The sequence below is a fragment of the Hydrogenophaga sp. genome (assembly GCF_026125785.1).
In the GTDB taxonomy this organism is placed as follows: Bacteria; Pseudomonadota; Gammaproteobacteria; order Burkholderiales; family Burkholderiaceae_C; genus Hydrogenophaga.
In genome coordinates, this window is the sequence record NZ_JAHCKL010000016.1 from 36,621 (window position 1) to 60,804 (window position 24,184).

A 24,184-nucleotide genomic window follows, 5' to 3' on the forward strand; every position below is an offset into this window, starting at 1 on the left:
GAGTCCGGGCGTTTCGCGTGACGGCAGTGATGGGAGCCGGGCTTTGATTCATGTCCACCGCAAATTATGACGGCCAGCCATTTCACGGGTTCCGAAGCGGAAGTTTCCGGTTTGTCATCAAATGTGAATGCCTGCCCGCCGCTGACGCCTGCTGACCGCCAGGCCGACCACTCCCGCTTCGTCCAGCGCATTCGTCGCCGCTATGCGGACGCGCTCGACTGCCTGCCTGAAGGCGCACCGGTGCGCGCCAGCATGCAGGCCTGTCTGGACCGCCTGCGCGAGCGCGGCCTGCCCGTGCCTGCCGCGCTGCGCGTGCTGCGACAACTCGTGCTCGAGCGCCTGGTGGTGCTGGACTGCGAACAAGGTGCACCGCTGGCCGTGGTGACCCGGGCGGTCACCGAACTGGCCGAGCTGGCGCTCGACGAGGCCTGCGCGCGGGCCTTCGCCGAGCTGGATGAGCGCTATGGCGAACCGCGCCGCGTGGGCAGCGACGGCCGCGAGCGCCGCGCCCAGCTCTGGGTCATCGGCATGGGCAAGCTGGGCGCGCGTGAGCTCAATGTGTCCAGCGACATCGACCTCATCTACATCTACGACCAGGACGGCGAGACCGCTGGCAACGCCGAGGGCCGCAACCGCATCAGCAACCACGAGTACTTCGACAAGGCGGTGCGGCACATCTACAGCACCATTGGCGAGACCACCGAACACGGCAACGTGTTCCGTGTCGATCTGGCGCTGCGGCCCAATGGCAACTCGGGTCCCAGCGCGGTCTCGCTCGGCGCGCTGGAGGAGTACTTCCTCGTGCAAGGCCGCGAATGGGAGCGTTTCGCCTGGCTCAAGAGCCGCGTCATCGCACCCAGCGCCAGTGTGCGCGACGGCAGCGCCAACGCATTGCGCGGCACGGTGCTGCCCTTCGTGTTCCGCCGCTATCTCGACTACGGCGTGTTCGATGCCCTGCGCAGCCTGCACCGCCAGATCCGGGAACATGCCGCCAAGCGCGCCGCCGGCAACCCGGGGCGGGCGAACGACGTCAAGCTCTCACGCGGCGGCATCCGCGAAATCGAATTCACGGTGCAGTTGCTGCAGGTGGTGCGCGGCGGCCAGTTCCCCGAACTGCGCACACGGCCCACGCTGGACGCGCTGCAGCGTCTGTGCAAAGCAGGCCTGATGCCTCAGGCCACGGCCACCGCGCTCGCGCAGGCGTACGAATTCCTGCGCCGGGTCGAGCACCGCATCCAGTACCTGGACGACCAGCAGACCCATGTGATGCCCACGCGCGACGACGACCTGGCCTGGCTCGCCGCCTCGCTGGACTACCCCGACGTCTGCGCCTTCCTCCATGCCCTCGATGCCCACCGCGAACTGGTGGCGCAGGAGTTCGACATCCTGCTCGGTGGTCCGACCAACGTCGGCTGCCATGGCAAGGGCTGCAACACACGCAAGGGCGCCGCTGCGCGCAGCGCGGTGGACGACCTGCAGAGCGTGCTCGCCCAGTTGCCCCCCACTTTCGCGGCCAAGGTGCAGCAGTGGTGCGAGCATCCGCGCGTCCTGGCCCTGCGCGAAGACACCCGCGCACGCCTGGTGCGGCTGGTGCAGCGCACCGGCGCCTGGCTCGACGAAGGCCGCGTGAGCGAGGAAGCGGCCCTTCGCATGGCCGACTGGATCGAGCCTCTGCTGCGCCGCGAGAGCTATCTGGCGCTGTTGCAGGAGCGCCCTTCGGTGCACGAACGCCTGCTGCGCCTGCTGGGAGCGGCCAAATGGCCGGCGCGCTACCTGCTCAAGCACCCAGGCGTGATCGACGAGCTGGCCAGCCAGCAGCTGCTGAACGAGCGCTTCGATGCCGAGCAGTTTGAGTCGGAGCTGCAGACGCGACGCGCCTCCCTGCGCGCCACGGGCGAAGACGATGAGGAAGCCCTGCTCAACCTCATGCGCCGCGCCCACCACGCCGAGGTCTTCCGCACGCTTGCGCGCGACCTCGAGAAGGTGTTGACCGTGGAACAGGTGGCCGACGACCTGTCGGCCCTGGCGGACTCGGTGCTCCGTGTCACTGCCCGCTGGTGCTGGTCCCGCCTGAAGAACCGCCACCGCGACGAACCCAGCTTTGCCATCATTGGTTACGGCAAGCTGGGCGGCAAAGAGCTGGGCTACGGCAGCGACCTGGACATCGTCTTCGTCTACGAAGACGAGCACGAGAACGCAGCGGAGATCTACGCCGCCTTCGTGCGCAAGATGATCAACTGGCTGACCGTCAAGACCGGCGAAGGCGATCTGTTCGAGATCGATACCGCCTTGCGCCCCAACGGCAACTCCGGCCTGCTGGTCACGAGTTTCAACGCCTACGCCAACTACCAGCAACAGCGCGGCAGCAACACCGCATGGACCTGGGAGCACCAGGCGATGACGCGCGCACGCTTCGTGCTCGGCAACGCGGGGCTGGCCGGCCGCTTCGACGCAGTGCGCGAAGCCGTCATCACCGCCGAACGCGATGCCGCGTTGCTGGCCGCCGAGATCACCGCCATGCGCGCCAAGGTGCGCGCTGCACACCCGGTGCGGGGCGAGCGCTTCGACGTCAAGCACAGCCCCGGCGGCATGGTGGATGTGGAGTTCGCCGTGCAATACCTCGTGCTGCTGCATTCCCGGGATCACCCGGAACTGCGGGCCAACACCGGCAACATCAACCTGCTGCGGCGTGCGGAGCAGGCCGGCCTGCTGACGCCCGGCATGGGAGAGGCCGCCGCGCGTGCCTACCGCGAGCTGCGCCAGATCCAGCACCGCGCCCGCCTGGACGAGACGCCCACCCAGGTCGATCCGGAGGTGGTGGCCGAATCCGCTGCCGCGGTGCGCGCGCTCTGGCAGCATGTCCTGGGCCGCGCCGAAGCGAGCCCATCCGTCAAACCCGGCGCATGAAATCCTCCCGCGCCTGGCTGCTCGTGTGCTGCGTGCACGGCGTGGCCAGCATGCTGCTGTGGTGGGCCCGCCCAGACGCGGTCGAAGCCTTGACCTGGCGCGCCGACCACTGGCGCGACCATCTCTGGACACTGTGGACCAGTGCCTGGGTGCACCTGAACACCCCCCATTTGATTGGCAACCAGCTTGCCCTGGGCGCGCTGACCGCCTTCGCGTGGGTAATCCGACCGCCCATGCGCTGTGCCATCGCCTGGCTGCTGGCCTGGCCGCTGACCCAGTTCACGCTGCTGGCGTGGCCACAGATCGGCTATGCCGTCGGGCTCTCCGGCCTGCTGCACGCGGGCGCCATGGTGCTGGCCGTGCAATTGCTGCTCAAGCGCATCCCCATCCGCAAAGCCAGGCGCTGGGGAGGCCTGCTGGCGCTGGGGGTACTGGTGAAAACCGCCCTGGAGCAGCCCTGGTCCTACCCCGTGGTGTGGGACCCGGCGAACGACATGTCGGTGGTGCAGGCCGCCCACCTCAGCGGCGTGGCATGGGGACTGCTGCTGGGCACGGCCCTGGCCTGGCGGCCCGGCGAAGGCTTCAGCCGGCCGCCGGTGCGGGCGTGACCGCGGCTGGCGTGATCGCCTTGCGGAAGCGGTTGAGTTCCTGCACGGTCTTGAAGCTCTGGTCCATGAGCAGGCTCATGTTGTGCAGGATGCGCTCCACGACACGGGTTTCCCACACCGCATCGAAATTGATCTGCTTGTCCAGCCAATGCTCCAGCCACTCCGGGTTGGGCAGACGGCTCTGGATGGTGTCCTTGGGAAACAGGTTCTTGTTCACGTGCAGGTTGGTGGGATGCAAGGCCTGCGCGGTGCGGCGCGCACTGGCCATCAGCACGCCCACCTTGGCAAAGGCCGCCTTGGCCTCGTTGCCGAACTTGCCAATCGCGCGCTTCATGTAGCGAAGGTAGGCGCCCCCGTGACGCGCCTCGTCCTGGCTGAGTGTGCTGTAGATCTGCTTGATCACCGGCTCGGTGTGCCATTCGCTGGCGCGGCGGTACCAGTGGTTGAGGCGGATCTCGCCGCAGAAGTGCAGCATCAGCGTCTCCAGCGGCGGCGCCGGGTCGAACTCGAAACGGATGTCGTGCAGTTCCTGCTCGCTGGGCACCAGGTCGGGTCGAAAACGCCGGAGGTACTCCATCAGCACCAACGAATGCTTCTGCTCTTCAAAGAACCAGATCGACATGAAGGCGGAGAAATCCGAGTCGTCGCGGTTGTCGCGCAGGAACATCTCCGTAGCGGGCAGCGCCGCCCATTCGGTGATGGCGTTCATCTTGATGGTCTGGGCCTGCTCATCGGACAGCGCGGAGGCGTCAAACCGGTCCCAGGGAATGTCCTTGTCCATGTCCCAGCGGACAGATTCGAGTTGCTTGAAGAGTTCAGGGTAAAGCATGCGGGTCTTTCAAAACTGCCCGCATTTTAAGCGGCCCTCAAAAATCTTCTTGAAAATCATCGTGTTGCGCGGGGGAATGGGGTAGCGGATTCAGGGTCCGCGCTCCGGTGGTCGAACGGCTGGGGCTGGCCTGCATCCAAACCGCTGCCCGCCGCGTAGTCCGTGTCAAATGAGTCCACCCTCTTTCAAGGAGCCCTGCCATGATGCCCTTTCCACACCTGCGAGAAACCCTGCGTCGCGGGACCGCCGCCATCCTGCTCGTCTGTGCGGCTACCGCCATCGGCGCGTCAGCCCAGGCTGCGGAGTCCAGTGCCTGTCCAGCCTTGCTCCAGCACCGCTTCGACCGGTTGCAGGACGAAAAACCCCAGTCCCTCTGTCAGTACAGTGGCCAGGTAGTGCTGGTGGTGAACACCGCGAGTTTCTGCGGCTTCACCAAACAGTACGAGGGTCTGGAAGCGCTGCATGCACGCTACAAGGCCCAGGGTCTGGTGGTGCTGGGCTTCCCGTCCAACGACTTCGGCAGTCAGGAGCCGGGCAGCAACCAGGCCATCGCCGAATTCTGCGAGAACACCTTCGGCGTGAAATTCCCGATGTTCAGCAAGACCAGCGTCACCGGGCGCCACACCAATCCCCTGTTCCTCCAACTCGCACAGAGCACCGGTGAGCGGCCTCGCTGGAATTTCCACAAGTACCTGATCGCTCGCGATGGCCAGACGGTCAAAAGCTACGCCAGCGGCGTGGATCCTCAAAACCCCAACTTCATAAAGGATATTGAAAAACTTCTCTCGGCTAAAAAGTGACTGTATAGTCACATTAATACCAACAAGTATGTTTTTGCACCCAAAATGCCAAGCTGCGCACTGTCAAGCTCCGGAAAGCCGACGCCAGACCTCCTGCGCCGGAACTTTTCACAACCGGCGACGCTCTCAGAAAGCAGTCGGGTCGCAAGCCCGGCTGATCGACTCCGTTTTGTACTGCGAAGCCTTTCAGGCTCTTGTGGCCTGACTGAAATCCCGAGGCGCTTCTCCTCCTCCTCCCTCCCTCCCTGGTTCGTTTCGGGGCGCTTCGCAGTCTTTTGTACACCGCCGGCCTCATGCCGGATGGCCAGCCGCTGAGGTCCGCAGCATGTACTCGGACCTGCGCCGGCCGGCCACGGCCCCATCCCCCCAACGTCCCATCCGGGTCGCCATCGTCGGCTCTGGCATAGCCGGCCTGGCGGCGGCCCACACGCTGCAAGGCCTGGCCGACCTGACCCTGTATGAGGCCGGCGACCATTTCGGCGGACACGCACACACGGTCGACATGAGCCTGTCCGACGCACATGGCCGTGCGGTGCAGTTCCCGGTGGACATGGGTTTTCTGGTGCTCAATGAGCGCACCTACCCCAATCTGCAAGGTCTGCTGGCGGCACTGGACGTGCCGCTGGCACCGTCGGACATGTCCTTTTCGGTGCAGGTGCCGGGCGCGGCACGGGATGGCAGCGCATTGGAATGGAGCGGCAGTGATCTCTCCTCCGTGTTCGCGCAGCGACGCAATCTGGCCAACCCGCGTTTCCTGCGCATGCTGGCCGACATCGTGCGCTTCAACCGCCTGACCACCCAGTTGGCGCAGCGCGGTGAAGACCTCGGCGAGCACAGCCCACTGATGCAGCCGCTGGGTGACTTTCTGCGCGCGCACGGCTTCAGCGAGGCGTTTCGCGACTGGTATTTCCTGCCCATGCTGGGTTGCATCTGGAGTTGCCCGACCGACCAGATGCTGGCTTTCCCCGTGGCGACCATGGTGCGCTTCTGCCACAACCACGGGCTGATCCAGATCACCAACCGGCCACAGTGGTTCACGGTGGCAGGCGGCTCGCGCCGCTATGTGCAGAAGATCGTCCAGGGCATAGCCGACCGCAGGCTGTCCACGCCGGTGCGGCAGGTGCTGCGAGACGAGCAGGGCGTGCGCATCGTGACCGAAGGCCTGGTCGAGCGCTTCGATGCGGTGGTACTGGCTTGCCACAGCGACCAAGCGCTGACCGTTCTGGGCAGCGATGCCAGCCAGAACGAACGCGAGGTGCTGGGCGCCATCCGCTACCAGCGCAACCGGGCTGTGCTGCACACCGATGCGAGCGTGCTGCCGGCCAACCCGCGCGCCTGGGCGGCCTGGAACTACGAGGGAGGCTCCAGCAATGCGCGCGTCTGTCTGCACTACCTCATCAACCGGCTGCAACCGCTGCCCGTGTCCCAACCCGTGCTGGTGTCGCTGAATCCGCAGCGCGAGATCTCTGCCGATAAGGTGGTGGCCACCTACGATTGCGAGCACCCGGTGTTTGATCTCGCGGCGATCCGCGCTCAGGCCCGGGTGAATGCCATGCAGGGCCAGCGCCACACCTGGTTTGCGGGGGCCTGGGCAGGCTACGGCTTCCATGAAGACGGGCTCAAGGCGGGCCTGCACGCCGCACGCGCCATCATCGATCGGCATGGTCTGGTGCCGCTGCCCCAAGCAGGCGATGTGCGCCGCGGGGCCCTGCCTGGAGTGTTTGCGTGACAGCGCAAGCGCAGATCGGGTTCGGGCAGGTGCGCCACACGCGCCACCGGCCGCGCCGCAATGCCTTTGTCTATCCGACGTACTTTCTGATGTTGCCCCTGCGCAGTCTGCGAGCCCATGGCGATGGGGCGCTGGTGCGCAACCGGCGCGGCGCGCTGAGCTTCCACGACACCGACCACGGTGATGGGCGATCGGACTGTCTGGCCTGGCTGGAGGCACTGCTGCAGACGCACGGCATCGACGATGCTCAGGGCGAAATCTGGCTGCACACCTACCCTCGCGTCTTGGGCTACGCGTTCAAGCCCGTGAGCTTCTGGTTCTGCCACCGCACCGACGGCTCGCTGCGCGCCGTGCTGGCGGAGGTCAACAACACCTTCGGCGAGCGCCACTGCTATCTGTTGGATGCCCCTCGCTACGGCGTGCCTTGCGAGGCCGACAAGGTCTTCCACGTCTCCCCGTTCTGTCCGGTGCGCGGCCGCTACCGCTTCGTGTTCCTGCGCACCGGAGACAGTGACGGATCGGGTGGGCGCACGGTGGCCCGGGTGGACTACTTCGACGACGACAACTCGGCGCACCCCCTGCTTCACACCAGCGTGAGCGGCGAGTTGCGTGCACTGGATGCGCAGACGCGGCGCCAGGCGCTGTGGTCGCATCCGGCCATGACGCTGGGCGTGGTCGCGCGCATCCACTGGCAGGCGCTGCGCCTGTGGTGGCGGCGCACCCCTTTCTTCCATCAACCACCCGCACCCAGTCGCTTCGTCACCACCGGCACGCCCCAGGTCTCCCCCTTGAACACCACCCCTTCCCGCCAACCATGAACAGCTCCACCGCCACGCCCGGCAGCGCCGCTGCCCTCGCACTGCCGCGCCATGCCCCGGCCGCGGCACGCACCACACTGCGTCTGCTGCAACGCCTGAGCCGCGGCAGTCTGACCCTGCAGTTGCCGGATGGCTCCGTGCAGCGCTTCGGCCAGAGTGAAGGGCCACACGCCAGCCTTCACCTGCACAACTGGCGCGTGTTCGGCGCGGCGCTGAAGTCGGGCGACATCGGCTTTGCCGAGGGCTACATCCAGGGTGACTGGAGCACGCCCAACCTGAGTGCCCTGCTGTCGCTGCTCGTGGCCAACCGGCGCGAAATGGAAGACGTGGTGTACGGCTCCTGGCTCGGTCGGCTGGTCTACCGGCTGCGGCACCTGCTCAACCACAATTCCCGCACCAACAGCCGCCGCAACATCCACGCCCACTATGACCTGGGCAATCCGTTCTATGCGCTGTGGCTGGACGAGACGATGAACTACTCCGCCGCCTGGTTCGAGGCGCCGCAGCAGTCCCTGGTCTCGGCCCAGCACGCCAAGGTGCGCCGCGCCTTGCGCATGGCCGGCGTGCAGGCGGACCACCGGGTGCTGGAAATCGGCTGCGGCTGGGGCGCCCTGGCCGAGAAGGCCACCACCGAATTCGGTGCCAGCGTGGTTGGCGTGACCTTGTCCACCGAGCAGCTCGAATACGCGCAGGCACGCCTGCGCGCGCTGGACCGGGACCACCGCGCGGACCTGCGCCTGCAGGACTACCGGGACATCGAAGATGCGCCGTTCGACGCGATCTGCTCGATCGAAATGATCGAGGCCGTGGGGCGTGCCTATTGGCCTACCTATTTCCAGACCGTGGCCCGGTTGCTCAAACCTGGCGGACGCGCATGCATCCAGAGCATCGTGATCGACGATGCGCATTTCGACCGCTACATACAAGGCACCGATTTCATCCAGCAGTACATCTTCCCCGGTGGCTGCCTGCCTTGCCCACGCGAGTTCCGGGCGCACGCGCAGCGCGCCGGCCTGGAGCTGGTTGATGAGTTCGCCTTCGGCCAGGACTACGCGCGCACACTCGCGGCCTGGCGAGAGCGCTTCCTGCAAGAAAGGGCGCAGGTGCTGCAACTGGGCTTCGACCAGCGGTTCCTGCGCATCTGGGAGTTCTACCTGGCCTACTGCGAGGCGGCGTTCGAGCAACGCAGCATCGACGTGGTGCAGTACACCTTGCGCAAGCCCGCATGATGCCTGCCCGCCAGCCCCAACGCCCGTCCCGGCGTACCGTGCTCGCCTTGGTGCTGGCCGCCGGCGTACCGGCCTGGGCGTCCGAGGCCGGTGACCTGGAGGCTGTACTTCAGGGCCTGCCCCTGGCAGGGCAGACACGGCTGCGCGTCTGGGGTTTCGAGGTCTACGACGCTTACCTCTACGCAGCGCCGGGCTTTGACCTCGCACGCTACGACACACAGCGCTTCGGGCTGGCGCTGAGCTACCTGCGCAGCTTCAAGGGCAGCGATATCGCCGAACGTTCGATCGACGAGATGCGAGGCATGGCCCCGCTGGCAGCGGAACAGGCCGAACGCTGGCTGCAGGCCATGGCACGCCTGTTTCCCGACGTGCGCCGGGGCGATCGCATCACCGGCGTTCACGAACCCGGCCGCGGCGCGCGCTTCTTCCTCAACGGCCAGCGCCTGGGGGAGATTGCGGACGAAGCTTTCTCGCGCCGCTTTTTCTCGATCTGGCTGTCACCGGACACCTCGCAACCCGGCATGCGCCGCGAACTCACCGCCTCGCTGCGGTCCGTCCCATGAAAACGAGCGCCGGTGCCGCTCCCAGCGCAGAGCCCATCGCCGGCTTCGGTGGGCCGGGCGCATGGCGTGATGGGCTGCGCTATGGCCTGCTGGGCATGCCGCTGGCTTTCGTGGCGTTGCCGCTGTACGTGGTGCTGCCCAACCACTATGCCCGCGAGTTCGGCGCGCCACTGGCCCTGCTGGGTGCGGCGCTGCTCGGCGCGCGCCTGATCGATGCGTTGCTCGACCCCTGGATAGGACGCTGGAGCGACCGCCTGATCGCCCGTTCCGTCACCGCCTTGATGGTGGCGACGGGAAGCGCCTCGGTGGTGCTGGCGCTCAGTCTCTGGGGCCTGTTCTTTCCACCCCCCGAGATCCTCGAACGCGGGCAGGGCGGGTTGCTGGCATGGGCTGGTGCGGTGCTGTCCCTGGCCTACACCGCCTACAGCGTGATCGCCGTGTCCCACCAGGCCTGGGGTGCGCGACTGGGTGGCAGCGAAACCCAACGCAGCCGTGTCGTGGCCTGGCGCGAGGGCTTCGCGCTGGCCGGCGTGCTGCTGGCGGCCGTGTTGCCTGGGACACTGGGCATGGGCGCGATGGTCGCGTGCTTCGCGGTGCTGCTGGCGCTGGGCTGGTGGAGCTGGAGCGGATCGCCGGTGCCACCCCGGGCCACGGCCCGCTCTTGCGCGGGCCCCTCTCCTTTGCGCCAGCCGGCTTTCCAACGTCTGCTCGCGGTGTTCGTGCTCAACGGCATCGCCAGCGCCATTCCGGCGACGCTGGTGTTGTTCTTCGCGCAAGACCGGCTGCAGGCACCGGCTTCGTTGGAGCCCGCCTTTCTGGGCACCTACTTTCTCTGCGCCGCACTGTCATTGCCTCTGTGGGTACGCCTGGTGGAACGCTGGGGTCTGGCCCGCACCTGGCTGGCGGGTATGGCGATGGCGGTGGCGGCTTTCGCCTGGACGGCGGGCCTGGGCACCGGCGACGTCCTGCCCTTCCTGCTGGTCTGCGCGGTCTCCGGCGTGGCACTGGGCACCGATCTCGCGCTGCCCGGCGCCATGCTTGCGGGCCTGATCGGTCAGCTGGGCGAACGCGGCCGGCGCGAAGGGGCTTACTTCGGCTGGTGGAACTTCGCCACCAAGATGAACCTGGCGCTCGCCGCCGGGCTGGCACTGCCTCTATTGGCCTGGCTGGGCTATGCACCGGGCGCCAGGGACGCCACCGCGCTCAACACCCTCACGCTCGCCTACTGCCTGTTGCCCTGCCTGCTCAAGCTGGCCGCCGGCGTGACCCTGTATCTGCTGGTAATACGGCCCGAGCGGCTCGTGCGCGCGACGGCGGCCGCTCAAGTTCCAACGAGGTGAAGATGGCACTGCAAAGACGACACATTCTGCTGGCCGCCGGCCTCGCTGGCACCGCGGCCCTCACGGCGGGGTGCGCAAGCCCCACCGTGGCGGACTACGCGGGCGAGAAGCCTGAACTGGACCTGCGCCGCTACTTCAGCGGCACACTCGACGCCTATGGCGTGTTCACCGATCGCGCAGGCCGGGTGGCCAGGCGTTTCACCGTGGTGATGCGCTGCCAGTGGAATGGCGATGACGGCGTGCTCGACGAGGACTTCACCTACAGCGACGGCAGCACGCAAAAGCGGATCTGGCGCATGAAGCACCTGGGCGAGGGCCGCTTCTCAGGCACGGCAGACGATGTGGTGGGCCAGGCCCTGGGTGAGCAGCGGGGCAATGCGTTCCGCTGGACCTATACGCTGCGCCTGCCCGTGGAGGGCACGAGCTATGACGTGCAGTTCGACGACTGGATGTTCCTCATGGACGACCGCGTGATGCTCAACCGCGCGCAGATGAGCAAGTTCGGCGTCCGGCTGGGCGAGGTCACCCTGTCCTTCGTGAAAAGAACCCCTCCATGAACCAGACCCCCCGCGCCTTTGTCGCCGAGCCACCGCGCGCGCATGCGAACCAGAGTTCGCTGTTCGGCCCCATGAATCCACGCATCACGCGCTGGCAAGGTCGTCGCGTCTGGCTCATCGGCGCCTCCAGTGGCATTGGCGAAGCGACCGCGCTGGCCCTGCACGCGCGTGGCGCGCAGGTGCAACTCTCCGCACGGAACACGCAAGCCTTGCAGGCGGTCGCCTCCCGCATGAACGGGCAGGGACAGGTCTGGCCACTGGATGTGACGGATGCGTCGGCCGTACAGCAGGTGGCCAATGCCATCCTGGCGCAAGGCCCGCTGGACCTGGTGCTGTACTGTGCGGGCCACTACCGCGAGATGCGTGCTCAGTCGCTGGATCTGGCCGACCTGCGGCGCCATCTGGACATCAACTACAGCGGCGCGCTGCACCTGATGCACGCGGTGCTGCCCGCCTTGATAGCCCAGGGTCACGGCCACCTGAGCCTGATCAGCAGCGTGGCCGGTTTTCGTGGCCTGCCCAAGGGCCTGGCCTATGGCCCCACGAAAGCCGCGCTCACCCACCTCGCCGAGAACCTCTACATGGACCTGCGCCCTCTCGGGCTGGGTGTGAGCGTGGTGCATCCGGGTTTCGTGCAAACGCCACTGACCGCGCAGAACCGCTTCGAGATGCCTGCGCTGATCGCCCCCGAACAGGCCGCGCAGGCCATGCTCGATGGCTGGGCGCGCGGGGCTTTCGACATCCACTTTCCACGCCGCTTCACCCGCTGGATGAAGCTGCTGCGCCTGCTGCCCTACCGCGCCTACTTTCCGCTGGTGCACCGCTTCACCGGGCTATAAACGCACATGTCCAACCCGCACGCCGTCGACCATCGCCCCGCCATCGACCGGCTGTGTGCGTGGTTCGAGTCGCTCTCTCCTTCGTCGCTGGCCCGTTTGGACGAGTTCTACACCGCCGACGCGCGCTTCAAGGACCCGTTCAACGAGGTGCAGGGGCGGCCCGCGATCGCTCGCATTTTCGAGCACATGTTTCGCAGCCTGCACACACCGCACTTCGTGGTGACGTCCCGCCTGGTCGATGGCCCTCAGTGCTTTCTGGCGTGGGAGTTCCGCTTCCGCTTCAAGAGATTCGACACCTCGACCGAGCAGGTGGTGCGCGGCGGATCGCACCTGCGGCTCGCGGCCGACGGCCGCATCACCGACCACCGGGACTACTGGGATGCCGCCGAAGAACTGTACGAGAAGCTGCCCATGCTGCGCGTGCTGATGCGCTGGCTCAGAAGAAGAGCCGCCACCTGACAGTCCACGAAACCGGAGGTGGCCGCAAAGCCCACCCCGCCTGCAGCCGCGCGCACGCAGCCCGCGAGGCCGTCAGACCGGTTTGCTGTCGATGAAGCTCTGGCGCTGGTTGAGCTTGTCCGCCAGGCGGGCCAGATTGGGATAGGAGGTCCGCCAGTCAATCACTGGAAAACGGAAATCCAGGTACCCCAGCGCACAGCCCACGGCCACGTCGGACAGGCTGAAGTGAATGCCCGAGCAGAACGCCTTGTCCCCCAGACCCTGGCTCATGGATTTGAGCGAGGCCTCCACCTTGCCAAGCTGGCGATCGATCCAGGCCTGGCTGCGCTCCTGCTCGCCGCGACCGGGCCACATGCGCTCCAGCCGCGCGAGGATGGAAGCGTCCAGCAGGCCATCGGCCAGCGCTTCCCAGGTCTTGACCTCGGCGCGCTCACGGCCCTGTGTCGGGATCAGCTTGCCCACGGGCGAGAGGGTGTCGAGGTATTCGACGATGACGCGCGAATCGAACACCGCCTCGCCGCCTTCCATGACCAGGCAGGGCACCTTGCCCAGCGGATTGGACTTGCCGATCTGGGTGTCGGCCGACCATACGTCCTCAGGGATGAACTGGTAGTCCAGTTTCTTCTCGGCCATGACGACACGCACTTTTCGCACGTAGGGGCTGGAGATGGCGCCGATCAGTTTCATGAGGGAGAGGAAGAAGTCGGAAGTCGATGGGACGTGGGAAGACGATTTTAGCCAGCCACCCGCCGCCTTGCGCTGACAACCCCGGTTCGCGTGGCCCACCCTCCTACAATCGCCGGATGCGTCCGACCACCCCACCTCCCTCCGCCTCCGCAGCGCACAACCACGCCTCGCCCAGCGCCATCTCCGCGCTCTCGCCCCTGGATGGCCGCTACGCCGCCCGCCTGGCCCCCTTGCGGCCGTTCATGAGCGAGCAGGGGTACATGCACCGCCGGGTGCAGGTGGAAATCGCCTGGTTCATCGCGCTCTCGGACGCGGGCCTGGCCGAGTTCAAGCCACTGTCGCCCGGCGCGCGCACCTACCTGCTGGGCCTGGTGAAGAACTTCAGCGAAGCCGACGGCCAGGCCATCAAGGAGATCGAGAAGGTCACCAACCACGACGTGAAAGCGGTTGAGTACTGGATCAAGTCGAAGTTCGAGGCGCGCCCGGAGTTGGAGAAAGCCGCCGAGTTCGTGCACTTTGCCTGCACCAGTGAAGACATCAACAACACCAGCCATGCCCTGCAGCTCAAGGGCGGTCGCGACGCCGTGCTGCTGCCGGCACTGGATGCCGTGATCGCCAAGCTGCGCGAGATGGCGCACGCACACGCCGCCGTGCCCATGCTCAGCCGCACGCATGGCCAGACCGCGAGCCCGACGACCGTGGGCAAGGAAATCGCCAATGTGGTGGTGCGCTTGTCGACCGCACGCGAAAAGATCGCCCAGGTGAAGCTTCTGGGCAAGATGAATGGCGCGGTGGGCAACTACAACGCCCACTTGAGCGCCTGGCCAGAGTTCGACTGGGAGGCGTTCAGCCGCAACGTGGTGGAGACACCCGAACCCCTGGGCCTGGGCCTGACCTTCCAGCCCTACAGCATCCAGATCGAACCGCACGACTACATGGCCGAGCTGTTCGACGCCGTGGCCCGGACCAACACCATCCTTGTGGACCTGGCTCGTGATATCTGGGGCTACGTGAGCCTGGGCTATTTCAAGCAACGCCTCAAGGCGGGCGAGATCGGTTCCAGCACCATGCCGCACAAGGTGAATCCGATCGACTTCGAAAACGCCGAAGGCAATCTGGGTCTGTCCAACGCGCTGCTGCGGCATCTCTCGGAAAAGTTGCCGGTCTCGCGCTGGCAGCGTGACCTGACCGACTCCACCGTCCTGCGCAACATGGGCGTGGCATTGGGCTACGCCGTGCTGGCCTACCACTCGCTGGGTGTGGGCCTGGGCAAGCTGGAGATCAACGAGGAGGCCATCGCCGCCGATCTCGACGCGTCCTGGGAAGTGCTGGCCGAACCGATACAGACCGTGATGCGCCGTTATGGCGTCCCGGGGGCCTACGAAAAACTCAAGGAAGTCACGCGCGGCAAGACCGTCACGGCCGAGGCCCTGCACGCCCTCATCCGCACGCTGGAGATTCCCGAGGCCGAGAAGGACCGGCTGCTGGCGATGACGCCCGCCAGCTATGTGGGCAAAGCCACCGAACTGGCCCGCCGCGCTTAGGGTCTGTTCACCCTAAGGCGATGGTGACATCGCCGAAGGCTCCTTGAGCGCCCGCTCGGCATAGCGGTTGAAGCGCCAGGCCCCACCCTCCAGGGTGATGCGCCGCCAGGTGCCTCGCTTCTCGGCAGGGCTCATTTCGGTCCATCGCTGTACTTCGTCGAAGCTGCGCCCGCAACCCTTGCAGATGTCATCGCCCTGGCTGGTGGAACAGATCGCGATGCAGGGTGTGTCCGGGGTGGTCTGGTACCAAGCCAGCCAAGCGTCGCGCGCCTGCGGCGGCAACGAAGCCTCGTCGGCTTCCGTTTCGCGAAAGTACACCATGAGCGCATACACCTCCGCCAAGGCACGGGTCTCCCTTGGCAACGACACACCGTCTGGCGAGGGTGAGCGCTCACGCCAGTGGTTGATGGCCGCTTCGATGTCGGTGATGTGGATGCCGGGCATGGGGAGGGGATGATAGCCACTCTGATCGCCACCTGCGCCATGGCCCTGTGGGAACTGCGTACGCAAGCGCACGGCGCCAACGGCCCGGCCGCCGGTACAATCGCGGCTCTCGAAGGGGAGTAGCTCTCCGTTCCAGCGCGGGTGGCCCTCTGCAGGGCGCCCGCTCCCGAACATCGGACCGTCGTCAGGACGAAGCACCGCACGGTGCTTCCGGTTGTCCGGACGGGTTGACCCGCGTCAGCCCGTCGAGCAAGACCTTTGATGGGCCCACCGTGGGCCGATCAAGGCACGTCTGCCCCCTTCGCCAACGCCAGCGAACGGACCATTCAGCGCCACGGATCGGCCAGCGGCCCGGCCGATTTCGAGTATGTCGGACGGACTACTGGCGGGAGGGCCAGGACTCCATCCGTTGTTGGACAAGCAACCACGAGGAATTTATGGATTTCCTGACATCGCCTGCGTTCTGGGTCGCGCTCGGACAGATCATCATCATCGATATCCTGCTGGGCGGGGACAACGCGGTCGTGATCGCGCTCGCCTGCCGCAAGCTGCCACCCGCGCAGCGCACCAAGGGCATCATCTGGGGGACGGCGGGCGCCATCGTCCTGCGCGTGATCCTCATCGCGTTCGCGATGACGCTGCTCAATGTCCCATTCCTCAAGTTGGTCGGCGCCATCCTGCTGGTGTGGATCGGCGTGAAGCTGCTGGCACCTGAAGAAGACGGCCATGGCGACATCCAGGGCAGCGACCGCCTGCTGGCCGCGATCAAGACCATCATCGTGGCCGACCTCGTCATGAGCGTGGACAACGTGATCGCCATCGCCGGCGCCGCACAGAACGCCGGCGAACACTCCATGCTGCTGGTGATCCTGGGCCTGCTGATCTCCATCCCCATCATCGTCTGGGGCAGCACCCTGGTCATCAAGCTGATGGCCCGCTTCCCCATCATCATCACCCTGGGCGGCATGCTGCTGGGCTGGATCGCTGGCGGCATGCTGGTGACCGACCCCGCCTTCGTCAACCCCGACAAGTGGACCTGGATGCCCAAGCTGGGCACGGTGGACGAAAAAGGCCTGGCCGTGATCTCCACCACGCTGTACTGGACCGCCCACATCGCCGGCGCGCTGCTGGTGCTCGCACTGGGCAAGTGGATCGCTTCGCGCCGTCCGCCGGTGACGCACGAGGTGTGAGAGAAAGAACACCCCCCTGCGCCGCTGCGCGGCTTCCCCCCTCTCTGGCGCGCCTGTCGGCGCTGGGAGGGGGGACGATGCCTTGGGCCGGCGGAGCCGGACCCTCGGCATCTCTGGGCTGAAACGCCTCGCTTCGCTCGCTGGGTGGTTGGGGCTGCGGGGCCGGACCCTTGGCATCTCCGGGCTGAGACGCCTCGCTTCGCTCGCTGGGGTGGCTTGGGCTGGTGGGGCCGGGCCCTCGGCATCTCCGGGCTGAGACGCCTCGCTTCGCTCGCTGGGGTAGCTTGGGCTGGCGGGGCCGGGCCCTCGGCATCTCTGGGCTGAGACGCCTCGCTTCGCTCGCTGGGGTGTCTGCGGACCGTGCGGTCTCGTCCGGTGCTATGCTGGCCGCATGAAACTCATACTGACCTGGCTGCTTGCGGCCTGTGCACTGCTGGCGGTGGCCTACATCTATCCCGGCGTACAGGTGCAGAGCTTCACCTCGGCGCTGATTGCGGCGGCCGTCATCGGTCTCTTCAATGCGGTGTTGCGTCCCATCCTGGTGGTGTTGACGCTGCCGGTCACGCTGGTCACGCTGGGCCTGTTCCTGTTTGTGATCAATGCCCTGCTGTTCTGGGCTGCCGCGAGCGTGCTGGACGGCTTCCACGTCAACGGCTTCCTGGCCGCGCTCCTGGGTTCGCTGATCTACTCCGCGCTGATGCTGGTGGTCAACGCAGCCGTGCGCTCAGTCCTCGCGCGTTGACTCGCGCAGCAGCGCCTCTACCTCGCGGCGACGTGCGTCCACGATGGCCAGTTCCATGCCATCGGTGCGCTGGGCTGCCGGCAAGGCTTGCGCCGCCCTGAAGCGTTCGGCCGCGCCGCTGTAGTCCAGTTGCGCCGCACGCGCCTCGGCCTCCGCGCGAATGGCACGCAAGGTCTGGCCTTGAGACGCCTGCGCGCGCGACATGGTCTGCCAGGCCAGGGCATCGCGGGAATGGGCGGCCACCCAGGTCTGCAGCCGGGCGGCCGCGCGTTCGGGCTGCCCTGTGGCCAAGGCAGCCTGCGCCCCGAGGATGACGCTGGCGCGGGCAGTCCCAGCCAATGACTGGTCGCGCAGTTCGGCGAGCAAGGCCGTCTGCGCCGCGGGCGCAGGGGGCGCTCCGGCGGCTTTGGGTGCCAGCAAAAGCTCGAGCATCAAGGCGTCTGCGGCGGGCCGGCCTTCTGTGCTGACGCTGTTGCGCAGGTTTTGCGCCAGCGTCAGCGCCTGATCGCGCTGTCCAAGGCGGAGTGCCGACAAAGCGGCCGCATAGCGCTCGCCGGGGGTGGCCTGGGCCGCCGAACCTGAAGCGAGCCAGGCACGCATCCGGTCCGGGCCGTTCTCCGACAGGACACGGGCACGCGCAGCCATCAGGCTGTGCAGGGCGCTGCTGGCACCAGCCAGAACGGGACCGCCGGCAACGTCGGGCGAGGGCAAGTCCAGGCGCAGCGGACCATCGGTTCCCCCGGGCGCCCCACCCGGTGCAGCGGCCACGGGACCCGCGTTCGCCGTCTGACGGGGGCCCTGGGGCAGGCGTGCACGCATGTCGGCCATGCGGTCTCCCGTCAGCGGGTGGCTGCGCAGATAGGGGAAAGAGCCGTCGTCGTTGTGGCGGGAGGCCTGCTGCAGGCGCTCGAACATGCTGACGAAGCCGTAGCCGTCGAAGCCGGCACCGGTGAGCACGCCAAAGCCGATGCGGTCCGCCTCGCGCTCCATGTCGCGCGAGAAGTTCAGCTGGGATTGCGCCGCCGCCGCCGTACCGCCAGCGATGGCCGCGCCGGCGGCCTGGGCGTTAGAGCCAGCCGCCAGCGCAGCGAGGATCATGGCGCCCACCATCCATGGGGCCATGCGCTCCTCTCGCGACATCATGCGCGCGATGTGGCGCTGGGAAACATGGCTGAGTTCGTGGGCCAGCACCGAGGCCAGTTCCTCCGGCCGCTCCGTCACCGCGATCAGGCCGAGGTTGACACCAAGGTAGCCGCCGGGCAGCGCAAAGGCGTTGACGCGTCGGTCACGCGAGATCATGAGCTGCCAGGCCAGGCGCTCGGCCAGTTCGGGCGGCACGTCTCCACGGTCACGCGCTGCGCCAAGCAGGGGTTGCCAGATCGACTGCAGGTAGTCGACCAGAACCGGGTCATCGAGGTAGTCGGGGTCGCGGTAGATGTCGCGTGCGATGCGGTCTCCCATGCGGCGCTCGGCCGACAGGGTCATGCCTTGGCCATCGCCAAGGCTGGGGAGAGCGCCACTCGAACTCTGGGCCTGCGATGGGGATGCCGGGCCCAGGGCCATCGACAAGGCCAGCAAGCCGGCGCCGAAGGCGCGTCGACGCCTGAACGGAGAAATGACACGCATCCCCGTATGATGCCGCCAAGTCCGAACGGTTCTGTAAAGCCATCGCAACAAGATCCCATGCCCGATACAAAGACCGCCGCCCTGACCCACTTCGATGCCCAGGGCCAGGCCCATATGGTCGATGTGGCGGCCAAGGCCAGCACCCACCGCGTGGCCGTGGCCGAAGGCCGCATCACCATGCTGGCGGCCACGCTGGTGCTCATCCAGGGCGGCACCGCCAAAAAGGGCGACGTGCTGGGCATCGCGCGCATCGCCGGCATCCAGGCCGCCAAGAAGACCAGTGACCTCATTCCGCTGTGCCACCCCATCGGCCTGACGCGCGTAGCGGTGGATTTCGAGATCGACGCCACGGCGCCTGGCGTGGTCTGCCGCGCCACCACCGAGTGCACCGGCCAGACCGGCGTGGAGATGGAAGCCCTCACCGCCGTCAGCGTGGCGCTGCTCACGGTGTACGACATGTGCAAGGCGGTGGACCGAAGGATGGTGATTTCCGGCGTGCGCCTGCTGGAGAAGCGAGGCGGGAAGAGCGGGGATTTTGTGGCGCCTTGAAGGCGCCCGGCTGCTCACCGCGTCACTTCGCGGCAGCGGCCTTTTGGAGTGCGACCCATTCCTCGTACTGCTTGGGCCAGGCCGCCTTGTAGCGGGCCATGTGGAACTCCACCAGGTCGGACCGGCCCAGCAAGGCGGCCGCTTCGATCACCCGGCGGATGATGCGCGAATCCGGCGCCGTATGGAGCGAGGCCAGCGCGCCTTCGAGCACCAGTTCTGCGTTGTCCGGCTTCAGGTCGGTCACCACGACTTGGGCGATCAACACATGCGTTCGAAACAACCAGGTGTCCTTGGACTTGTTGAACGTGTCATCCCGGTAGCGCTCCAACCGCTGGCTGGCCGGAATGTAGAGCTGGCTGACCTTGAGGTAGTCCCAGGCAACCAGCGACAGTGCCGCAACCAGCACCAGCGAAAGCAAGGCCCGCCCCCTTAGCGACATGCGTGCCTCGCCATTGCCCCGCAGGTCCTTCCTGACCCTGTAGATCTGCCAGGCGGCCAAGGCGGCCATGAGCTGGAAAACCCCGAACCAGAGCGGGTACTCCAGCAGGCTGTGCACGCCCAGCAGAGCGAGCACACCCCAGCACAGCCTTTCGGTCGGATGGCTGGCCTGCCAGGGTTTGAGCCGCCAGAACGCCACTATGGCAAGACCCACCACCGCAACCGCCACAGGAATGCCCATGGTGACCGCCAGGTGCAGAGGCAGGTTGTGGGCGTTGGACAGTTTTTCGCAGAAGCGGTGGCCACCAAAGTCGGTCACGTAGTGCGCGTACAGGAGCTCACCCGGGCCCCAGCCGGTCCAGGGCTTCTGGGCAATGAGGTCCAGCACATTGCCCCATATGTAGCGCCGGCTGTGGCAGGCCATGTCCTGCCCCAGCCGACCAAATATGTTGCGGTCAATGACGATGCCGCGCGTCACCCAGGCCAGCCACGGCAGACCGTTCGCAGCGAGGGCGTACCAGCCCCATGCCAGCGCGATCACCAGTGCCACGCGCTGCCAATGCCTGTGATGCCAGTACAGGAGCAGGCAGGAGATCACCGCCATGTGCAGCATCCCGGTCCGCGACGCCGTGGCAGCCAGCGTGGCCAGCAACAGGCCCGCCATCCAAACCGCATGGCCGGCGCGCAACTGCTGGCGCACCAGCAGTTGCCATACGCACAGCAAGCCGACAGCCAGCAAGGTGGCCAACATGTTGAGCTGGTGCACGTTGGCGGTGACATAGCCAGGTGATGTGGGCGCCACCCAGGGATAGAGCACGTTCTCCAGGTCAAAGTACTGCAGCAAACCCAGCACGGAACTGCCCAGCGCGGCCAGCAGCCAACCCCAAGCCAACGCGGACACGGAGCGCTCGCGCGTGCAGGGCAGCAGCGTGATCAGCAAGGCGCCCACCGTCCAGGCAAACAAGTCCGGCCACATGGCCGACAAAGGACCCCAGAGAAACGGCCAGAACCAGGGGGCGGCGATCAGCAGGCTGCACAAGACCACCCACGCGGTGGCACGCGAAGCCTCCTTGCGGGGTGGCATGGCAGAAGCGGTTGGGGCCGGAGCGTCCATCACCAACCGTCCATGTGCAGGTAGGCCACGGGCTCCCCATCGGCGCGGCGAACCAACACCACCCAGTCGGTCACGTTTTCCCTCACCAGCGGCAGGTAGCCCAGTTGCGTCTCATCGGCTTTCAACCGGGCGAGCGCGGCCTCGATCGGTGCGGAGTCCCGGTTCTTGGCACGCAGGTCCGCCAGGGGACGCAAGGCCTGCTGCACCGCAGGCACCTGCTCCGCATACGGGCGCCAGCGGGAAGGCCGCATGGCGGGATGCAGGCCCTGGGTGGACAGTTGGATGCTGGCCAGGTAGTCGGCATCGCCTGGCCGGGACAAGCGCACGCCGACGACACGCGGCCCGCCCAGGCTCAGCGCACGCAGGCCTTCGGGCGCCTCGCGCAACCGCGCGCGATCGACGTCCAGCGCCTGCACCACGCGAAACCGATCACCCTCGAAGGCCACGAACACCGGCCGCGCCGCCGCCACCTGGCTCAGTCCATAGGCCATGGCGCCCAGTTGGACAAAGACGATCAGCGCCAGATCCACCCGCCATTTGAAACGGGACTTGGCGGGGTCGTACAAGATGAGGGTGAGCACCGGGCCACAGACCACGTCCACCGCCATCAGGATCAGAAACAGGGAACGCCCACCGGTGAGTTCCTGGAAGGGCGCGGGGTACCAGACACCGAACACCAGCCAGGCGACCGCGCTGGCCACCAGCAGGCTCAGACCCAGATGCAAAAGGGCCGCCCTCGCGGCCGACCGAACGCGCACTCTCGACACCATGCGGACACATCTCCCATGCAAAAAAAAGAGCGCCGAAGCGCTCTTTTCAGGCTGTGCCGCAGTTTACTTGCACTCGGCGGGAGCGAAGCGGCCAGGCAGCGTGGCTGCCGTGCCAGGCACGTTTTGCCAGCTGGCGGCGTCGGCACCTTGGGACAGGCAACGCCAAGCCACCGACTCGGCAGGAGGCGTGAAGGCGCCCGTGCCCGTGGGCAGACCACTGCCACCAGGAGCGTTCGGCACCACGTGCAGCGTGCCGCCACCAGCGGCGGCCGTGGTGGTGATGGTGATAGCACCCGTATCCGGCGCAATCACGATGCTGGAAACGTTGCGGGTCGCCGACGGAGCGGTGTAACCCAGCGCGTAGCCGGAAGCATTGGCCGACGGATTCCCCGACGACAGCACATCCTGCACATTGACCTTGGCCGCGGAGGCAGCCACCAGGCCTTCGGAGACGCGGGCACGGACCGTATAGTCCTGGTACGCGGGCAGGGCGACAGCGGCCAGAATGCCGATGATGGCCACCACGATCATCAGTTCGATCAGGGTGAAACCTTTTTGCAGGGAACGCTTCATGGGGGAACTCCTTGGGGGTTGGGTTGGAACACCTGCTTATCAGCAGACCGCGTGCCAACTTGAATTGCCCGGGAATTCGAGGCCTTTTTCACGCTTCAGCGCCGCGATGTGACCTTTTCTGGCGCTGAGCAGCGAAAGCTGCTGACATTTTTTGTCACTCCCCATCCAGGAGACAGGTTTTGTCAGGCGCTCAGAGATCAAAAACCTGGCCTGCGCTGAGCCAGCGGATGTCGTGGCGCGGCGCCTCTGCATGCCGGGGTTCGGCGTCGAAACGGCGAATCTCTTCCATGATCAGACCGGTTTCAGCCGGTTTGGTGTGCGTGATGTAGATCGGGTAAGGCCGGCCCGGCTGGATCTGCGCGAGCTCTTCCGCCAGCATCTGAGGCGCCAGATGCAGGCTGCGCTGCGCCAGCGCCTGCTCCCGGTCGCTGAACGCCGTCTCGATCACCAGCAACGCCACCTTCATCTGGTTCACGCGCTGCCAGAAGGCCGGGTTGCGCCCCGTGTCCCCGCTGAAGACCCAGTGTCCCGAAGGACTGGCGGCGGCGAAGCCCACGGCGGGCACGGTATGCACCGCCGGAAGCACTTCGACAGCCTTGCCGCCGACATGCAGAACCTCGCCCACCACGATGGGCACGAACCGCATCAGCGGCGCGTCGGCGCTGGGAATGGCCGCGAAATCGGGCCAGATGTGGTTGTTGAAAATGTGCTTCTGCAGCGCGACGATGGTGCCGGAGAGTGCGTGCACCTTGAGCGGTGCCGCGCCGACGGCCATGCGTCTTGCCGCCACGGCATCCAGCATCAACGGCAGGGCCGCGACGTGGTCCAGATGGGAATGCGTCAGCAGGACATGGTCGATGCGCGCCATCTCGTCGAGCGTGAGATCGCCGACCCCGGTGCCGGCATCGATCAGCACGTCGTCGTCAAGCAGAAACGAGGTGGTGCGGCAGCCGTGGGAGATGGCGCCAGAACAACCCAGAACGCGGACCCTCATCAGCAGCTTCGACTATGGAACGACCGGTACACCGGCACGTGAATTTCAGACCTGGCCGGCCAGAAGCCAACCGCCTGCGAGAGGCTACCTGCTGAGGGGGCCGCAGGTAAAGGACTTTTTCCTCACTTGCCCCCGCCGTTGCATGCTGCAACAAGCGGAGAAGGGGAAAGCACCTAGTGCTGAACGAACTGCATCTGCGTGCCCGCCAACTCGAGCAGGTCGCCATGCTGCAGATTGACCGCGTCGGTGCCGATGGGATTGCCATTGATGGTCGGCTTGAGAGTCCCTTCCACCAGGGCGACCACATAGCCATGGGGACGGCGGGTGATGGCGGCCACCGCCACACCGGGCTTGCCGATGGTGGTCACCACCTTGACCAGCGGTACCTCCCGCCCGGCCGCAGTGCCCGACATCACCTTGATCGCCGCGCTGCCCAGCGCGGCAGACGGTTCGCTGGAACCGACCACAGCGCCCGCGCTGATCACGGTGGTGCGCTCCACCGAATCGGCCGCGCCTTCGTGGGCGAACTTGATCTTGTACTTGCCGATCTCGATGGTGTCGCCGTTCTGCAGTTGCTGCTTCTTGATCGCCTTGCCGTTGACGTAGGTGCCGTTGGTGCTGTTGAGGTCTTCCAGGAAAACGTCCGTTCCCGACATCTGCATGACCGCATGCTCACCGCTCACGGCGAGGTTGTCGATCACGATGTCGTTGTAGGGGCGACGGCCCAGCGTGGTGCGATCCTTGGTGAGCTGCACTTCCTTGATGACGACACCGTCGATGGAAACGATCATTTTCGGCATGGCCGACTCCTGTGGAACCTGTTAGAAGAATTCTG

Annotated in this window: 24 protein-coding genes; 15 read left to right on the top strand and 9 right to left on the bottom strand. The window is 66.4% G+C overall.

Translation table 11 applies throughout. The features are described from left to right. Positions 1–66 precede the first annotated feature (66 nt). Positions 67–2,907: a bifunctional [glutamate--ammonia ligase]-adenylyl-L-tyrosine phosphorylase/[glutamate--ammonia-ligase] adenylyltransferase gene (gene glnE / locus KIT53_RS14555; RefSeq protein WP_297753729.1), complete on the top strand. Its 2,841-nt coding sequence runs from the start codon at positions 67–69 to the stop codon at positions 2,905–2,907. Continuing rightward, complete coding sequence (locus tag KIT53_RS14560) at positions 2,904–3,515, top strand: rhomboid family intramembrane serine protease (RefSeq protein WP_297753732.1); 612 nt, start codon at positions 2,904–2,906, stop codon at positions 3,513–3,515. Before glnE ends, KIT53_RS14560 begins: the two co-directional genes overlap by 4 nt. Here the strand turns inward: KIT53_RS14560 and KIT53_RS14565 are convergent. Then, the gene (locus KIT53_RS14565; protein WP_297753735.1) at positions 3,490–4,344 is read right to left on the bottom strand and encodes a ferritin-like domain-containing protein; all 855 of its coding nucleotides are present in this window, start codon (positions 4,342–4,344) and stop codon (positions 3,490–3,492) included. The two genes, KIT53_RS14560 and KIT53_RS14565, sit on opposite strands and share 26 nt — an antisense overlap. Positions 4,345–4,544: 200 nt before the next feature. On the opposite strand from KIT53_RS14565, the gene KIT53_RS14570 reads away from it, so the two are divergent. The 9 genes from KIT53_RS14570 to KIT53_RS14610 all read left to right on the top strand — a co-directional run bounded on the left by KIT53_RS14570 (position 4,545) and on the right by KIT53_RS14610 (position 12,678). After that, on the top strand, positions 4,545–5,144 hold the full coding sequence (locus KIT53_RS14570) for a glutathione peroxidase (protein WP_297753738.1): 600 nt from the start codon (positions 4,545–4,547) through the stop codon (positions 5,142–5,144). Between the two features lie 376 nt (positions 5,145–5,520). After that, entirely contained in the window at positions 5,521–6,873 is a 1,353-nt protein-coding gene (locus tag KIT53_RS14575) for an FAD-dependent oxidoreductase (RefSeq protein ID WP_297753828.1), read from the top strand. Continuing rightward, positions 6,870–7,691: a DUF1365 domain-containing protein gene (locus KIT53_RS14580; protein ID WP_297753740.1), complete on the top strand. Its 822-nt coding sequence runs from the start codon at positions 6,870–6,872 to the stop codon at positions 7,689–7,691. Before KIT53_RS14575 ends, KIT53_RS14580 begins: the two co-directional genes overlap by 4 nt. After that, positions 7,688–8,920 carry a cyclopropane-fatty-acyl-phospholipid synthase family protein gene (locus KIT53_RS14585; RefSeq protein ID WP_297753742.1) on the top strand — a complete coding sequence of 411 codons (1,233 nt, stop codon included), beginning with the start codon at positions 7,688–7,690 and terminating at the stop codon, positions 8,918–8,920. Before KIT53_RS14580 ends, KIT53_RS14585 begins: the two co-directional genes overlap by 4 nt. Next, the gene (locus KIT53_RS14590) at positions 8,917–9,483 is read left to right on the top strand and encodes a chalcone isomerase family protein (protein ID WP_297753744.1); all 567 of its coding nucleotides are present in this window, start codon (positions 8,917–8,919) and stop codon (positions 9,481–9,483) included. The genes KIT53_RS14585 and KIT53_RS14590 overlap by 4 nt, the downstream gene beginning before the upstream one ends. Further along, the gene (locus KIT53_RS14595; RefSeq protein WP_297753745.1) at positions 9,480–10,823 is read left to right on the top strand and encodes an MFS transporter; all 1,344 of its coding nucleotides are present in this window, start codon (positions 9,480–9,482) and stop codon (positions 10,821–10,823) included. Before KIT53_RS14590 ends, KIT53_RS14595 begins: the two co-directional genes overlap by 4 nt. 2 nt (positions 10,824–10,825) lie before the next feature. Next, a complete protein-coding gene (locus KIT53_RS14600; protein WP_297753748.1) occupies positions 10,826–11,380 on the top strand; it encodes a DUF3833 domain-containing protein in 555 nt (184 codons plus the stop codon). Positions 11,381–11,451: 71 nt separating this feature from the next. Beyond that, on the top strand, positions 11,452–12,219 hold the full coding sequence (locus tag KIT53_RS14605) for an SDR family NAD(P)-dependent oxidoreductase (protein WP_297753831.1): 768 nt from the start codon (positions 11,452–11,454) through the stop codon (positions 12,217–12,219). 6 nt (positions 12,220–12,225) lie between these two features. Next, complete coding sequence (locus KIT53_RS14610) at positions 12,226–12,678, top strand: nuclear transport factor 2 family protein (protein WP_297753751.1); 453 nt, start codon at positions 12,226–12,228, stop codon at positions 12,676–12,678. 72 nt (positions 12,679–12,750) lie between these two features. Here KIT53_RS14610 and KIT53_RS14615 read toward each other — a convergent pair whose 3' ends face one another. Then, positions 12,751–13,365: a glutathione S-transferase N-terminal domain-containing protein gene (locus tag KIT53_RS14615; RefSeq protein ID WP_297753753.1), complete on the bottom strand. Its 615-nt coding sequence runs from the start codon at positions 13,363–13,365 to the stop codon at positions 12,751–12,753. Between the two features lie 116 nt (positions 13,366–13,481). Between KIT53_RS14615 and purB the strand changes: the two genes are divergently transcribed. Next, positions 13,482–14,909 (top strand): adenylosuccinate lyase, encoded by a 1,428-nt coding sequence (purB, locus tag KIT53_RS14620; protein WP_297753756.1) that lies wholly within the window; start codon positions 13,482–13,484, stop codon positions 14,907–14,909. Between the two features lie 12 nt (positions 14,910–14,921). Here purB and KIT53_RS14625 read toward each other — a convergent pair whose 3' ends face one another. Next, positions 14,922–15,353: a DUF3717 domain-containing protein gene (locus tag KIT53_RS14625; RefSeq protein ID WP_297753759.1), complete on the bottom strand. Its 432-nt coding sequence runs from the start codon at positions 15,351–15,353 to the stop codon at positions 14,922–14,924. A 437-nt stretch (positions 15,354–15,790) separates the two neighbouring features. Here KIT53_RS14625 and KIT53_RS14630 point away from each other — a divergent pair, with 437 nt between their 5' ends. Both KIT53_RS14630 and KIT53_RS14635 read left to right on the top strand, forming a co-directional pair. Then, entirely contained in the window at positions 15,791–16,543 is a 753-nt protein-coding gene (locus KIT53_RS14630; protein WP_297753762.1) for a TerC family protein, read from the top strand. A 391-nt stretch (positions 16,544–16,934) separates the two neighbouring features. Beyond that, complete coding sequence (locus KIT53_RS14635; protein WP_297753765.1) at positions 16,935–17,285, top strand: phage holin family protein; 351 nt, start codon at positions 16,935–16,937, stop codon at positions 17,283–17,285. Here the strand turns inward: KIT53_RS14635 and KIT53_RS14640 are convergent. Then, a complete protein-coding gene (locus KIT53_RS14640; protein WP_297753768.1) occupies positions 17,268–18,911 on the bottom strand; it encodes a M48 family metalloprotease in 1,644 nt (547 codons plus the stop codon). The two genes, KIT53_RS14635 and KIT53_RS14640, sit on opposite strands and share 18 nt — an antisense overlap. 57 nt (positions 18,912–18,968) lie before the next feature. Here KIT53_RS14640 and moaC point away from each other — a divergent pair, with 57 nt between their 5' ends. Further along, the gene (gene moaC, locus KIT53_RS14645) at positions 18,969–19,460 is read left to right on the top strand and encodes a cyclic pyranopterin monophosphate synthase MoaC (protein WP_297753770.1); all 492 of its coding nucleotides are present in this window, start codon (positions 18,969–18,971) and stop codon (positions 19,458–19,460) included. Between the two features lie 22 nt (positions 19,461–19,482). Here moaC and KIT53_RS14650 read toward each other — a convergent pair whose 3' ends face one another. The 5 genes from KIT53_RS14650 to KIT53_RS14670 form a co-directional block, all read right to left on the bottom strand. Then, on the bottom strand, positions 19,483–20,982 hold the full coding sequence (locus KIT53_RS14650; protein ID WP_297753773.1) for an O-antigen ligase family protein: 1,500 nt from the start codon (positions 20,980–20,982) through the stop codon (positions 19,483–19,485). Positions 20,983–21,011: 29 nt separating this feature from the next. Next, positions 21,012–21,737, bottom strand: coding sequence for a TfpX/TfpZ family type IV pilin accessory protein (gene tfpZ / locus KIT53_RS14655; protein WP_297753776.1), 726 nt, complete (start codon positions 21,735–21,737; stop codon positions 21,012–21,014). 108 nt (positions 21,738–21,845) lie between these two features. Further along, positions 21,846–22,355: a pilin gene (locus KIT53_RS14660; RefSeq protein ID WP_297753779.1), complete on the bottom strand. Its 510-nt coding sequence runs from the start codon at positions 22,353–22,355 to the stop codon at positions 21,846–21,848. Between the two features lie 190 nt (positions 22,356–22,545). Then, positions 22,546–23,349 carry a 3',5'-cyclic-nucleotide phosphodiesterase gene (locus tag KIT53_RS14665; protein ID WP_297753781.1) on the bottom strand — a complete coding sequence of 268 codons (804 nt, stop codon included), beginning with the start codon at positions 23,347–23,349 and terminating at the stop codon, positions 22,546–22,548. Positions 23,350–23,522: 173 nt separating this feature from the next. Further along, positions 23,523–24,149, bottom strand: a complete 627-nt coding sequence (locus KIT53_RS14670; protein WP_297753784.1) for an FHA domain-containing protein — start codon at positions 24,147–24,149, stop codon at positions 23,523–23,525. Between the last annotated feature and the right edge of the window lie 35 nt (positions 24,150–24,184).

What these genes read in the sequence shown, in the direction of transcription:
- glnE (WP_297753729.1), top strand. Translation starts at nt 67, where the DNA reads ATGACGGCCAGCCATTTCACGGGTTCCGAAGCGGAAGTTTCCGGTTTG.
- KIT53_RS14560 (WP_297753732.1), top strand. Translation starts at nt 2,904, where the DNA reads ATGAAATCCTCCCGCGCCTGGCTGCTCGTGTGCTGCGTGCACGGCGTG.
- KIT53_RS14565 (WP_297753735.1), bottom strand. Translation starts at nt 4,344, where the DNA reads ATGCTTTACCCTGAACTCTTCAAGCAACTCGAATCTGTCCGCTGGGAC.
- KIT53_RS14570 (WP_297753738.1), top strand. Translation starts at nt 4,545, where the DNA reads ATGATGCCCTTTCCACACCTGCGAGAAACCCTGCGTCGCGGGACCGCC.
- KIT53_RS14585 (WP_297753742.1), top strand. Translation starts at nt 7,688, where the DNA reads ATGAACAGCTCCACCGCCACGCCCGGCAGCGCCGCTGCCCTCGCACTG.
- KIT53_RS14590 (WP_297753744.1), top strand. Translation starts at nt 8,917, where the DNA reads ATGATGCCTGCCCGCCAGCCCCAACGCCCGTCCCGGCGTACCGTGCTC.
- KIT53_RS14595 (WP_297753745.1), top strand. Translation starts at nt 9,480, where the DNA reads ATGAAAACGAGCGCCGGTGCCGCTCCCAGCGCAGAGCCCATCGCCGGC.
- KIT53_RS14600 (WP_297753748.1), top strand. Translation starts at nt 10,826, where the DNA reads ATGGCACTGCAAAGACGACACATTCTGCTGGCCGCCGGCCTCGCTGGC.
- KIT53_RS14605 (WP_297753831.1), top strand. Translation starts at nt 11,452, where the DNA reads ATGAATCCACGCATCACGCGCTGGCAAGGTCGTCGCGTCTGGCTCATC.
- KIT53_RS14610 (WP_297753751.1), top strand. Translation starts at nt 12,226, where the DNA reads ATGTCCAACCCGCACGCCGTCGACCATCGCCCCGCCATCGACCGGCTG.
- KIT53_RS14615 (WP_297753753.1), bottom strand. Translation starts at nt 13,365, where the DNA reads ATGAAACTGATCGGCGCCATCTCCAGCCCCTACGTGCGAAAAGTGCGT.
- purB (WP_297753756.1), top strand. Translation starts at nt 13,482, where the DNA reads ATGCGTCCGACCACCCCACCTCCCTCCGCCTCCGCAGCGCACAACCAC.
- KIT53_RS14625 (WP_297753759.1), bottom strand. Translation starts at nt 15,353, where the DNA reads ATGCCCGGCATCCACATCACCGACATCGAAGCGGCCATCAACCACTGG.
- KIT53_RS14630 (WP_297753762.1), top strand. Translation starts at nt 15,791, where the DNA reads ATGGATTTCCTGACATCGCCTGCGTTCTGGGTCGCGCTCGGACAGATC.
- KIT53_RS14635 (WP_297753765.1), top strand. Translation starts at nt 16,935, where the DNA reads ATGAAACTCATACTGACCTGGCTGCTTGCGGCCTGTGCACTGCTGGCG.
- KIT53_RS14640 (WP_297753768.1), bottom strand. Translation starts at nt 18,911, where the DNA reads ATGCGTGTCATTTCTCCGTTCAGGCGTCGACGCGCCTTCGGCGCCGGC.
- moaC (WP_297753770.1), top strand. Translation starts at nt 18,969, where the DNA reads ATGCCCGATACAAAGACCGCCGCCCTGACCCACTTCGATGCCCAGGGC.
- KIT53_RS14650 (WP_297753773.1), bottom strand. Translation starts at nt 20,982, where the DNA reads ATGCCACCCCGCAAGGAGGCTTCGCGTGCCACCGCGTGGGTGGTCTTG.
- KIT53_RS14660 (WP_297753779.1), bottom strand. Translation starts at nt 22,355, where the DNA reads ATGAAGCGTTCCCTGCAAAAAGGTTTCACCCTGATCGAACTGATGATC.
- KIT53_RS14665 (WP_297753781.1), bottom strand. Translation starts at nt 23,349, where the DNA reads ATGAGGGTCCGCGTTCTGGGTTGTTCTGGCGCCATCTCCCACGGCTGC.
- KIT53_RS14670 (WP_297753784.1), bottom strand. Translation starts at nt 24,149, where the DNA reads ATGCCGAAAATGATCGTTTCCATCGACGGTGTCGTCATCAAGGAAGTG.